The organism is Thermophagus xiamenensis, assembly GCF_900112795.1.
Lineage (GTDB): Bacteria > Bacteroidota > Bacteroidia > Bacteroidales > Marinilabiliaceae > Thermophagus > Thermophagus xiamenensis.
In genome coordinates, this window is record NZ_FONA01000014.1 from 42,518 (window position 1) to 55,234 (window position 12,717).

Annotated in this window: 8 protein-coding genes; 2 read left to right on the plus strand and 6 right to left on the minus strand. The window is 37.9% G+C overall.

The features are described 5' to 3' along the window. Positions 1 to 116: 116 nt before the first annotated feature. The 3 genes from BM130_RS09635 to BM130_RS09645 form a co-directional block, all read right to left on the minus strand. Entirely contained in the window at positions 117 to 3,023 is a 2,907-nt protein-coding gene (locus tag BM130_RS09635; RefSeq protein ID WP_010527816.1) for a triple tyrosine motif-containing protein, read from the minus strand. A gap of 221 nt (positions 3,024 to 3,244) precedes the next feature. Next, positions 3,245 to 5,221, minus strand: a complete 1,977-nt coding sequence (locus BM130_RS09640) for an OmpA family protein (RefSeq protein WP_010527817.1) — start codon at positions 5,219 to 5,221, stop codon at positions 3,245 to 3,247. A 99-nt stretch (positions 5,222 to 5,320) separates the two neighbouring features. Continuing rightward, on the minus strand, positions 5,321 to 6,064 hold the full coding sequence (locus BM130_RS09645) for a lysophospholipid acyltransferase family protein (protein ID WP_010527818.1): 744 nt from the start codon (positions 6,062 to 6,064) through the stop codon (positions 5,321 to 5,323). A 250-nt stretch (positions 6,065 to 6,314) separates the two neighbouring features. Between BM130_RS09645 and rplS the strand changes: the two genes are divergently transcribed. Next, positions 6,315 to 6,662 (plus strand): 50S ribosomal protein L19, encoded by a 348-nt coding sequence (rplS, locus tag BM130_RS09650; protein WP_010527819.1) that lies wholly within the window; start codon positions 6,315 to 6,317, stop codon positions 6,660 to 6,662. Positions 6,663 to 6,834: 172 nt separating this feature from the next. On the opposite strand, the gene BM130_RS09655 is transcribed toward rplS, so the two are convergent. The 3 genes from BM130_RS09655 to BM130_RS09665 all read right to left on the minus strand — a co-directional run bounded on the left by BM130_RS09655 (position 6,835) and on the right by BM130_RS09665 (position 9,370). Beyond that, positions 6,835 to 7,755, minus strand: coding sequence for an SMP-30/gluconolactonase/LRE family protein (locus BM130_RS09655; RefSeq protein WP_010527820.1), 921 nt, complete (start codon positions 7,753 to 7,755; stop codon positions 6,835 to 6,837). 41 nt (positions 7,756 to 7,796) lie between these two features. Then, positions 7,797 to 8,420 carry an IMPACT family protein gene (locus BM130_RS09660; RefSeq protein WP_010527821.1) on the minus strand — a complete coding sequence of 208 codons (624 nt, stop codon included), beginning with the start codon at positions 8,418 to 8,420 and terminating at the stop codon, positions 7,797 to 7,799. A 344-nt stretch (positions 8,421 to 8,764) separates the two neighbouring features. After that, on the minus strand, positions 8,765 to 9,370 hold the full coding sequence (locus BM130_RS09665) for an NAD(P)H-dependent oxidoreductase (RefSeq protein ID WP_010527822.1): 606 nt from the start codon (positions 9,368 to 9,370) through the stop codon (positions 8,765 to 8,767). 224 nt (positions 9,371 to 9,594) lie between these two features. Here BM130_RS09665 and BM130_RS09670 point away from each other — a divergent pair, with 224 nt between their 5' ends. Beyond that, positions 9,595 to 12,558: a DEAD/DEAH box helicase gene (locus BM130_RS09670; protein ID WP_029626618.1), complete on the plus strand. Its 2,964-nt coding sequence runs from the start codon at positions 9,595 to 9,597 to the stop codon at positions 12,556 to 12,558. Positions 12,559 to 12,717 lie beyond the last annotated feature (159 nt).

The following is a 12,717-nucleotide window of genomic DNA, read 5'->3' on the forward strand; positions in this document are numbered from 1 at the left end:
CCTAACAATATGATAGTTTAGTAGCTTTTAAAGCTAATTTATTTTCCTCCTATATATTTTTGGAAGCCGGGCATTCGTTTGAAGGTCCGGTTTTTCGCATTCGCTAAAAAGACAGATTAAATTTTCATTATGTAATCGACCAGGTTATTCCCCTGAGAGAGCCCAATCTTTTTCCTTAGTTTGTAACGGTTGTTTTCTACTGCTCTGGCGGTGATGTTCATTAAGGACGCAATCTCTTTAGAAGTCATATTCATTCGTAAATAAGCAGCCAATTTGAGCTCACGGGCGGTGAGGTTTGGATGTTTCGTAATCAAACGCTTCAGAAAGTCTTCATGTACCAGTTCTAAATGTTTCTCAAATTGTTCCCAGTGTTCTTCATTGTCTATATCTCTGTCGATCTGTCGGATTACGGATGTTATCCTGTTTTCAATAAAACTTTTATCATCGATTTTCTTTATTTTTTGGAGTTCTTCTTTGATTTTAATAAGAAAATCATTTTTCTGGATAATATGCATAGTGGTATTAACCAATTCTCTCTCTTTATGTTTCATGTCATCTTTGAGCTTCTCATTTCGTAAGCGAATCATTTCTTTTTCCTTTTCCAGTGCTTGCCGCTTAAGTTGTTCTTCCCGTTTGAGATACTTCATTTGTTGTTGAAGTTTTTCCCTTTGCCGACTCTTTTCGGCAATTCGATTGGTGATCCATAATATTAGTAACAGCAGAATTACAAGAATAATGAAGTAAGCGGTCTTAGCCCAGATGGTTCTGTACCATGGCGGTAAAACTATGAATTTGAAAGAGACAGGTAGTGCTTGAACACCATGTATATTTCTCGCTTTTACCTTAAAAGTGTATTCACCTTCAAAAAGCCGTGTGTATTGCCTGTTTTGAGCGGCAGACCATGGCGACCATTCGTTGTCAAACCCTTCTAAAAGTGTCGAAAATTCCACTTCACCTTCACCATACCATGTGGCTGAATAGGTAATATCAAATGCATTATCCTTAAACTGAAAAATTGGTATATAGGATTGATCTTTTGCATTACCATCTGAAGAATAAGTTTGGTTGGGCTTTCGCTGACTTTTGAAGGTTCTAATGTGTACATGAAATGGTTGATGGTAATTGATATCATTGGTGGCTGAGTATTGACCAAAGCCATCTTCGATCCCAAAAAAGGTGGTTTCTTTATCAAGCACATATAACGACTCAAATCCACTTACCAGTTTATTTTTAAGCGGTACGAGCGGATTAATTATTTTTTTGTAGGTACCGTCTTCCTGAAGGCGAAGAACCCCAACGCCGTTGTCGACAAAAAACCAGATGTTGTTATAACGGTCTTGGTACAACTGAACAGGGAAAGGTCCATTGGGCAGGAAATAAGATTCCAATTGATGTCTTTTAAATTTATTTCGTTCTGCTAATGTGTAAATCCCTTTGGATGACGTAAAAATAATGGTGTCATTAATTCTGGTTAAAGAAAATGCCAAATAATCTTCAATGCCCCGGAAATGGTTATTTGTTTCAACCTGGATAATGCGGGAATAATCATCAGAAAATGTAACTCTGTAAAGGCCTTTCAATCCATGAGCAACCCATAAGGTTGTATCCGATTCCCATTCAATAAATCGTGATGATTCATAAAAACCTTCAACCGCTTTAAAGTATTTCCAGAAGCCTTTCTTGTCACGTTTCAGAAGAACCAGTCCGGTATAGGTCCCTGCCACCATAAGATTTTTGTTGCCGGGAACGTATCTGAATGTCCATCCACCGTTGAGACCGGGTGGTGAAATAGGCTCGGCATATTCTCCTTCAATGCGGAAAATCCCCAGGTTATGTCCCATAAGCAGTTCACCGGTATTTTCATCCACGAACAGCGACCAAACCTGACCATTGGAATTTTTCACTAAATGAAAATCGGTCCTGTCTTTGATGGGGCTTCGAAATTTATCTTGTGTTATGGTGTAAAGGGCTTGATTGGTCCCCAAGTAAAAGTGGTCGTCTTTTTTAATCATGCAATAGCCCGTACCAATATCAAAATATCCCTGGATAAAGCTTACTGCGGAATTGTAGCTAATTCTTGCGATGCCATTATCCAGAGCAGCCCAAATATTTTTTTGCTGATCAACAAAGAGATCAAGTACGGTATTGTTGTTTAACCCTTTATCTTTTCCGGCAATCATTTTTATGATTCCTGTAGTATCAACAATGACCACTCCCGATTGAATTGTGCCAAAAACAAGATCTCCACCGGCTCCGGTTCCGCAAAAAATATTGGATTTTTTCAAATAGTTATTGGCCGGAACGTCCCATGCTTTTATTTCCGTCATATTCCATCGGTAAAGACCATCGTCCATGGTGCCAATTACTATTTCATTGTCAGAAACAGGAAGTATAGCGCTAATGGTCTTTCCCGAAAATATTTTACCCCCCGATATTTTAAAAAGCTTGTCGTTACGAAGCTCCATCAATCCATCCATGTCGTCATGTGCCAACAACATTCCATTAACCAGAAATATCTCTGATATTCGCGAATTGGAAGGGATAAAATCTACAGACGTATTGGGTGTATAAATACAAAGACCATTATGGGATTGAAAAATTATTTGATTATCTTTTTTTATAATGTTCCAATAATCCCCCAAATCAGGAATATTATACTTATCGCTTAAGGATTGGTATTGAAAATTACCCGTTGAGTCTTTAGAATAGAAGCCAAATTCATCGGCAGCCCCTATATAAATCCGACCCTTGTCTACAAAAACTGATCGGGTAAGATTATTCATAAGATTGGGATGAGAAGGAAGCATTCGCCAATGGGTGCCATCAAATTCCAAAAGGCCACCGTTATTGGCGAAATATAACAAACCGTTGTCCGCCTGAGATATATTCCAGTTTTGTCTGTCGCCTCTATATTCTTGTCGGCTGTAATATTGAATGTCAGAAATACCATATTCAACCGGATTAGGGCGTACAAGGGATACAAAGCACAAATAGAAAATTAAAGAAAGTGTTTTTTTCGCCATTAGAATATGATTTATCTAATTCATTGGTCGAATGGAACTAAAGTGAGTTAAGTCATATGTTTTAGTATTTAGTACTTAGTTCTTAGAGTATAGTGTAATCAACACTAATGACTAATGCCTCTTCGCTAACTACTATAAGTCTATTTCTGCCAGTGCATTCTTTATGCAAATTTTTGTTATGACTAAAAAAAATGTTTTGAGTCATTGCAAGTTAACAAAATTTAAAGAATTCTCATCTCTGTTCTTCGGTTGTTGGCTCTTCCTTCTTCCGTTTGGTTGGTATCGACAGGTCGGCTGAATCCATAGCCCTTATATTCTAGGCGGGTTTTGTCAATACCCTGACTTATTAAATAATCATAAACTGCTTTGGCCCTGTTTAAAGAGAGTTTAAGGTTATACGCTTCGGAACCTACGTTATCGGTATGCCCTTCGATTCTAATACGCACCTGGGGATTGCTTTCCAGGAAGGAAACAACTTCTTGTAGTTCAATGGTCGACTGGGGTTTAAGGGTATAAGAATCGGTTTCGAAAAATATATTTTCGAGGCGAATGGATGCGCCCGGTTTAATGGGTTGGAGGGCTATGTCTAAGTAGTAGGGTTTATCTAACGGATGTTCTCCTTTGAGGTTAAAATTGCCGGAATAGAACAGATAACCGGGATGTTCCGCTTTAAAAGCATATTCTCCACCCGTAGGTAAACATACAAGAAATTGTCCTGAAAAACTGTTGCCTTCGGATGTTACCACAACTTCTTGAGTCTCCAGATTAATAAGATCAAATTGAGCAGGAAGAACTTCTCCAGTTTCGGCATCAAAAACTTTTCCTTTAACATAAAGTACAGGTTTGGGCTGAAATATTTCCGGCAATTCAAAGCTGTAAATATCTTTACCCAATGTATTGGCACTTTTCCCATCGGACGAGAAATAGGCTTTAGTTCCCCTGGCCGTTACTATTAAACCTATTTCATCTTTTTCAGAGTTAATGGGATATCCCATATTTTGTGGTTCAGACCATTTGCCGTCACTCATTTTCCGGCTTACGAAAAGGTCCATACCACCAAGGCCCGGATGCCCGTTAGAGGAAAAATAGAGGGTTTGTCCGTCGTGATGCAGAAACGGTGAATTTTCATCTTTAGGTGAGTTTACCGGCTTTCCAAGGTTTTCAAGATTTCCAAACCAAGGGGTACCATCCTCCTTATAGCCCATAAGTGTTGCTTTCCAAATATCTTTACCGCCTTCGCCATCCGGACGGGTACTGATGAAGTAAAGGGTTCGTCCATCGGCAGCAAAATGAGGCTGGCTTTCCCAATAGGGGGAATTCACCGGTGCGCCTATATTTACAGGTTCACTCCACCCATTCAGAGTTTTTCGGGAATAGTAAATATCGCAGCTGCCTTTTGAGTCGGACCGTCCACAGCCGGTAAAAAACATATGGTTACCATCGGCCGATAAAGTCTGTGCCCCTTCATTGCTGTTGGTATTGATTTTTCCGGGCAAAAGTTGGCGGGACATCCATTGTCCCACGCTGTCTGCATAAGATATATAGAAATCTTCCTGGTAAAACATTGAGGATTTGGGTAATTCTCCGCCCTGTTCCATATATAACTTCATATCACGGGGGAAAAGAACGGTGATGACCATGGTTTGTTCATCGGCTGTGAGGCTCGGCCAATATTCATCGAAGTCGCTGTTTAGGGCAGGACCTTCATTTTTTAATTCTATATCGAAAGGATTATTCATTATCTGTTTGACAAATAGGATATGGTTAATCATACTGTCCGCTCTTTTGTGGGCATTCTTATTGGGATTGATGATTCTATATTGATGAAGGTAATCTATTGCCATGTCGTACTTTTGGGATAAGAAAGCCGCATTGGCAATGTTAAAATAGGTAGGTGGAAAGAAGGTGGAATCAATTTTCAATGCTTGCTGCAGTATTTCAATTTCTTTTTCCCAATTTTTTTGTGAGTGATAGAGGTCTCCCAACAATAGCATAGGCTCAATGAATTCCGGTGCCCTGCTTATGGCCTTTTCTAGCAATTCTTTGGCTTGGGAATAATTACCGGCGGCATAGGCATCACGGCCCTGTTCATAAATTTTGATGATCCGTTTTTTGTCTATGCTATATCTGTTTTGAGCCTTAGTGCTTATAGTACACATAATTATCATGACTACCAGAATTCCGGCGTATCGCTTCATTATAATCAGTTTTATTTTCGTAATAGTTTTGGTTTGGATAAAAACCGCAAGGCTTACCCTTCTTTTTATCTTAACACAGGATTTTTCAATGTTTTATTTTCAATGTATTTGATTTCCCTTTTCAATAGCTTTTCTGGTATTATCCATTAAAGCTTCCGGATTGTCTGTAAAATCCGTGGGATCAATAGGTGGGTGAATAACCAAAGCAGCTCGTCCCGGAACAATGTTCATGAAACCACGTCTTTTAATACGCCATGAGTTGATAATAGTTACGGGAAGGATAGGACGCTGTAGATCTAAAGCCAACTTAAAAGCGCCGCGTTTAAAAGGTCGCATTTTTTCTGAATTACTGCGTGTTCCTTCGGGAAATATAACAACCGAAGTACCTCCTGTGAGTTTTTTTCTGGCTTCTTCTAGAGATTTCATTGCATTACGCGGTGAAGTGCGATCGATAAATATATGTCCTACTTTTTCGCTGGCAAATCCGATAAAAGGAATTTTCCTTAATTCCTTTTTCATGATCCATTTAAAATAGATGCCCAAATAACCATAAAGCATGAAAATATCAAACCCGGTTTGATGGTTGGCTACTATAACATATGATTGTTTTGGAGAAATATGATGCCGTCCGTGTACTTTTACTATAACAGGGGTTAGCCAACAAGTTATTTTTGCCCAGGCCTTTCCCCAGAAATCACCGGCACCCGGTGATATTAGAATAGAAAATAATGCTGCAAAAATGGCGCATATTAAAGAATTGATTAAAAAAAGAGGAACAAATATCAACCATTTGTATATCTGATAAAACCAATACCACCACGAAACTGATAATTTTTTTGACATATTTGGGGTTTTGAAAAATAAAGGCTTTTTACCTACTTTTACAGTAAAATTAAAGCTATACAAAAATAGCATATTTCATATCAAGGACGAATTAAGTTCAGGTAAAAATAAAATTGATGAAAAAGATATCGGAATCCTTTAATATATAAAAGAAATACATTACTTTTGCAGCCGATTCGTGCAATCTCTTACTGAACAGAGGGGTCATGTAATATTGCACGGTTAAGTTAAATCTTCAAAAGCACAGAAAATGGATTTGATTAAAGTTGCTGAAGAGGCCTTTAAAACAGGGGTAGAACTTCCCGCATTCGGCGCTGGTGATACTATTTCGGTTCACTACAAAATTAAAGAGGGAAATAAAGAAAGAGTTCAGGTTTTCCGCGGTACAGTTATTCAAATTAAAGGAAGTGGTAATAACAAACGTTTTACCGTTCGGAAAATTTCCAACAATGTCGGAATTGAACGTATCTTTCCCATGAATTCCCCTTTTATCGAAAAAGTGGAAGTTAACCGCAGAGGTAAAGTTCGGCGTAAGAGAATTTACTACTTCCGTGAGCTTACCGGTAAAAAAGCCCGTATTAAAGAGAAAAGAGTTTAATTTTTTCCGACCAATTTTTGGGAAAGAATTGTTAGAACTTACGAACCATCCATTTGTGGATGGTTTTTTTGTTTTTGTCTGCCAGATTTTTGTTTTACCTTTTTCTTATTGTTACCTCTGTCAGTATGATTGAAAATTTTCAGGGATTACGATATAAGATGTCAGGTCAACCTCATTTTTTATGATTGTGCCATACATCTTGAAGTAAGAGTGCTCTTCCCCTGAACTCTGTTCTGAAAGCTTCAATGGCACCCCTGTCTGCTACGGTAACATAAACGGTTTTACCATCCTTTCCGCCAAATGCGACGTTGGTAGGCTGGTCTCCTTTCAGTACAACTTCTCTTATTAGCTTGCCATCGGGTGATATAATGGCAACCGTTCCTTTGTTGAAGCGGGCCACATACAGATTTCCTTTTTCGTCGCATCGCATGCCATCAAATCCGTAGTCAGCAAATTTGATAAGGAGTCGTTTGTTGGCAAGTGTTCCGTCGTCTTGGATGTCGAAAACCCAAATATTTCTTTGATTAGATTCATTGACATAAAGCAATTTTTCATCGGGCGATAATTCAATACCGTTTACAGTCCCCATGTTTTGCATTAGAAGTTTTAATTTGCCGCTTTGGTCGGTCATCCATATTCTTCCGGAATTATTTTCCCAGTCGGGGTCACTGGCATAAACGACCCCTTTTGAGCTGATGGCAATATCGTTGGGTTGACTCATTTGTGGGTTATGAGCCAACACTGAAATGGATTTGGTGTTTATGTCAATTTGCAATATGTTGTGTCCCGTATAGTCGGCAACCAAAAGTGTTTCATTTTTCCACAAACGAATTCCGTTACCTGTGCTGCCTTCCGGTAAATCTACAAATAATCCGTGCGAGCCGTCCGGCTTTACAAAGCCTATGGTTCCCTGATGACGGTAATTTACGGCGTAAAGCGTTCCATTGGGCGATACCGCAGGTCCTTCGGCCAAATCCATAAAGACTGAATCAGGGGTGATGTCAAAGCTCTCGTAAAGAGGGGTCAGAGCCGTTGCTTCTGAAAATTGAGCAAAGAGGACTATGGTTGTTAATATTGTGGTTAGCTGTTTCATGATGGTTATTGTTTTGCCCCGAATAGTAAATTCGTGATATATCACCTTTTGATAGGCGGTTCTTTATCCTCAATTACCTCTATGCCAAAGCTTTTTTGGAAGCGATCTATGATAGATTCGAATTTTGATTCTCTGACGGCAAGCGTCATGTTGCAATCGGCTTCGAACTTTTGGGCGTTAATAGTCAGTTCCTCATCATTAACCACGCGCATGACCTGATTCATCATGTTGTAGGGAAACCGAACGGAAAAAGATTTTTTTACCGTACATTGTATTAACTCAGCTTTTTCAAGGGCATCGGCGGTAGCTGCTTTATAGGCCTGTATCAGGCCTCCTGTTCCCAGTTTTATTCCCCCGAAATAACGTACCACCACAACCAGAATATTGGTGAGCCCGAAGGAATGTATTTGACCAAGAATGGGTTTACCGGCTGTTCCGGAAGGTTCGCCGTCATCGTTCATCCTGAAGTTGTTACCATCGAGGCCAAGTTCCCATGCAAAGCAATGATGCCTGGCATCGTGATACCTTTTCTTTAGATTTTCGATGTGAGTTTTTATCTCTTCCTCCGTTTGAACCGGAAATCCGTAAGCTAAAAATTTACTTCCCTTTTCTTTATAAATCCCCTCTACCGGTTTTTTGATGGTTGTATAATAATCCTTTTCCATAAAGCTGTTTACGTATTGGACAAGGTTGCATTATCTTGTTTAAAATGAGTACTTCAAAAATAGGAAAATATCGGTAAACCCAATCAGAATAAGCTAAAGGAATAGAAAAGTTAACATAAATGGATCGGAAAAATAGCCAAAGGCAGAAGCCGATCAGTTATTTTAGACCGGCTTCCGATTATTCATAATATTTGGAGGGTTATATTATGACATCTTTACGTTGTTATGCTCGTTGCATTTAAATATGCTTGTCAAAACAGAACAATTCTTTTTACATGATATTTTCTTTATTTATTATTTATTGCAAAATATCATCAACTTTACACATTTTCATGTTTTTGCATCTAAACGGAAATTTGATGCATCCTGGAAAAAATGGAATTATAATTTTGTAATGCTTTTTCAATATATTGTTTCTTTATTTCCGGTGAAGAATCAGATATCCTTGGATAAAAGTAATGACCGGCTATTTCTATTCCGCAAAAGCCGAAAACTTCATCACCATGAATTTGCCTGAAAGCATCAAGAATACCCTTTTTTTCATATTCTTCGACCGAATTGCCCATGGATGTGTGCAAAACCACTTTCTTTCCTTTAAGTAATCCCTCCGGACCATTGGAGCTTATTTTAAAAGCAAAGCCATTTGTTAATACTCGGTCAAAATAGCCTTTTAAGATTGCAGGAAAGCTACCCCACCACAGCGGGTATATAAATGAAATAATATCTGCTTCTTTAATCAGAGTTTGTTCACGGTAAATATCCTCAGGAATGCGACCTTCCTTGATTTGACCCAAATCTTCATTAGTAAGAATCGGATTAAAATCAATATCATACAAATTACGTCGAATTGGGTTTATTTTATGGTTGAGGCTTTCAGCGGCGAGAGCTTCGGCCAATGCATTGCTGAAACTATTTTGGTTGGGATGAGCACTAATTATTAAATGTTGCATGTTTTTCTTTTTTGATGATGTTCACTCTTCAAATCTTTCTTTTCTTTTTTTGGTCTCTTTAAATGTATGAGATTTACTAAAAAAGAGGGTTACAAAAATAAGGGTTTGTTTTTAATTAGAACAATTCTAAATAATAAAGTTTCATAATCGGGTCCAAAAGAGTTGAATTTTAAGGGTTGATGATATTATCTTTGCTGATTTTGGAAATAGCAAATCAAGACAAAATGCCTTCAGTAATAATTGTTTTTACAAATAGATTAAATATAGGATTGACAGCCATACCCTATCATGCCAAATTTCAGGATGGTCAACAAATAGAGCTGTTGGAACATGTTACTCCTGATCACATCCGGGAGCATCCGGAAGACTATTCTGATGAGGAAAAAGAGATGATAAAACTGTTGCACACTATTTCTGACAAAGAATTGTTCCGAAAATTCAGTCGGGAGAATAGTTTGCGGGATTTTATTAACAATATACCGTCCAATATATTGGAAGAAAGGATTCGGCCGGAGATTGAGAAAAAGATGTATCAATTGGTTCGAATGCTGGCAGTTTCCAGGGTTCCGGTTTATTTTAAACAGAGTGGATACAGCAATGTTTACCGAAATGACCGGTTGAAAATAGCACCAACGCCTTGTCAGCCATTGTTCTATGTGAATGTAAATGGCGATCATATGACCTATTCTTTGAAATTCAGGCAAAATGGATATCCTTTTTCTCTTGCAAAAAAGGATGTAGAAGTTATTTGTTCTTCGCCTGCCGTACTGAAAACTGGAAACAAACTATATTATTTCGAGAAATTTGAAAGTGGTAAACTTAAACCTTTCAAAGAAAAAGAATATTTGCATATCAAAGGTACCAAAGCCATTGAAACATATCTTAGTAAGTTTATTATTCATATAGTTGAGCAATACCATATTGAAGGTACCGGATTTGAAGTTGTTGATGTTTCGGAGCATCCTGAAGTTAAATTAATTTTAGAAAAAGACATATTCCTCCGTCCCGTATTACGATTTAAGTTTCGGTACGGTAGTCGGTGGATAGTCCCCAACCAAAAGTCGAGTGTATTTGTCGATTTTATAAACGACCAGGGAAAATATATTTTTCGACGTTTTCAACGAAATTCTGAAACCGAGGAAAGGTTTTTTACATTACTCAAAGATAATGGACTGCAATTGGTCGATGATATTTCTTTTGCCCATCTTGATGATTTATCTGACAATAAGGAGCAATTATCCGGTTCTATAAATCCGGCAAATTTGGTGGAGTGGGTGAGAGAGCATCGTCAATTACTGATTGAAAATAACGTTCAGTTGGAGCTAAAATTTGAAGGGGAAGAGTATTCTTTAGAGCCAGTTAATATATATTTCGATACAGCTTCTGATGAATTGGATTGGTTTGATATAAATAGCATTGTAGAGATACCGCCGCATAAAATTCCATTCACTAAATTTCGCCGGAACATTTTGAATGGTGACAGACGTTTTGTTTTGCCTGATGGGACCATTTTTATCATTCCCAAAGCATGGTTCACGAAATATTACGACCTGATTAATTTTGGAAAAACTGAAGGCGATAGAATATTACTTCCCAAAAGCTATTATCATCTTTTGGATGAACTTCAAAAGTCCGGAAGAGATGATTTGGAGGAGGTGTCTACCCCTGAACTGCCTAAACTTAAGGAATTTAATTCGATACCTTTACCTCAAGGTTTAAATGCCACACTTCGTCCTTATCAGGTTGAAGGGTATCAATGGTTACTTTTTTTAAGGCATAATCGGTTTGGTGGTATTCTCGCCGATGATATGGGATTGGGTAAGACTTTGCAAACTATTGCACTTTTGCAAAAAATCTATTCTTCTTCAGAGACCCAGAACGAAGATGCCCCAACCGGCCAATTATCATTGTTCTCATCCAACCTTCAGGGGTTTAATCGTTCAGGAATTGCCCCTTCTCTTATCGTAATGCCTACATCATTGGTTCATAATTGGAAAAACGAATTAAAACGTTTTGCCCCCTCTTTAAAGTGTTATATTTATACGGGTTCCGACAGATTACGCTCAAAAGATTTGTGGAAAATATTGCGGCATTATCATGTAGTTATTACAACCTATGGTATTTTGCGAAATGATATAGAAATATTGGAAAATACTAAGTGGGAATATCTTATTTTAGATGAGAGTCAAAGTGTAAAGAATCCTTCATCCAAAGGGTATAATGCTGTGAAGCAAATCCGGGCCAATCATTATTTGGCGTTGACGGGGACCCCCATTGAAAACTCATTGGTTGACCTCTGGGCGCAAATGAATATTGTAAACGAGGGGTTACTCAAGTCGTTGAATTTTTTTAAAAAGTATTATGAGATACCTATTTCCAGAAATGAAGATGAAGCAAAATCAGAACATCTGCAGAAAATGATAAGTCCGTTTCTTTTGCGGCGGACCAAAGAGATGGTAGCTCAAGATCTTCCACCCATTATGGAACAGGTGGTCTATTGTGATATGACAACAGAACAAAAAGAAATATATGAGCGTGAAAAATCGGGGGTACGTAATAAAATTCTTGAGGCTATCGAAAGTCGTCCTTCCGGCGAACAGGCCTTTATTGCCCTTAAAGCCTTGACTCGCTTACGCCAATTAGCGAATCACCCATCAATGCTTTTTGAAGAGTATCAGGGAGGTTCAGGAAAATTTGAACAAATGTTGGAATCGCTCGAAAATATTTTGTCCGAAAATCATAATGTGTTAATATTTAGTTCTTTTGTTAAAGACCTTGAATTGTTGGAAAAGGAGCTGGTTCGTCGTCAAATAGGTTTTGCCAAACTTATTGGTAAAACCCAACAACGTGATCAAGTTGAAAAAGCATTTAAACAAAATGATAATGTTAAGGTTTTTCTAATTTCTCTAAAGGCCGGCGGGGTCGGACTTAATTTGATTAAGGCCGATTATGTTTTTATGCTAAACCCTTGGTGGAATCCAAAAGCTGAGGCTCAGGCCATTAACAGGGCTCATCGAATTGGACAGACCAAAAATGTTTTTGTCTATCGTTTCATTTCCAGTGAAACTATTGAAGAAAAAATTGCCCAATTACAAGAAAAGAAAAATCGTTTAGCCGATACTTTTGTCAATACATCCAATCCTTTAACCCAAATGAATTCTGAACAGATTAAAGAATTATTTAATTAATTAGTAATTCACTGTAAAACTATATTAAACAAGTCAAGAAGGCTTACAACTAAAATTTAAAATAAGAAAAGTGAAGAATGGGAAGGATTTGATGGTAAGTCATTTTAGACCATAAGGTCATGAGCTCTTTAAAAATACCGGGGCCAAAAACTATGTATA

Coding starts and splice junctions, on each gene's coding strand:
- BM130_RS09670 (WP_029626618.1), top strand. CDS start 9,595: ATGCCTTCAGTAATAATTGTTTTTACAAATAGATTAAATATAGGATTG.
- BM130_RS09640 (WP_010527817.1), bottom strand. CDS start 5,221: ATGAAGCGATACGCCGGAATTCTGGTAGTCATGATAATTATGTGTACT.
- BM130_RS09645 (WP_010527818.1), bottom strand. CDS start 6,064: ATGTCAAAAAAATTATCAGTTTCGTGGTGGTATTGGTTTTATCAGATA.
- BM130_RS09665 (WP_010527822.1), bottom strand. CDS start 9,370: ATGCAACATTTAATAATTAGTGCTCATCCCAACCAAAATAGTTTCAGC.
- BM130_RS09635 (WP_010527816.1), bottom strand. CDS start 3,023: ATGGCGAAAAAAACACTTTCTTTAATTTTCTATTTGTGCTTTGTATCC.
- BM130_RS09660 (WP_010527821.1), bottom strand. CDS start 8,420: ATGGAAAAGGATTATTATACAACCATCAAAAAACCGGTAGAGGGGATT.
- rplS (WP_010527819.1), top strand. CDS start 6,315: ATGGATTTGATTAAAGTTGCTGAAGAGGCCTTTAAAACAGGGGTAGAA.
- BM130_RS09655 (WP_010527820.1), bottom strand. CDS start 7,755: ATGAAACAGCTAACCACAATATTAACAACCATAGTCCTCTTTGCTCAA.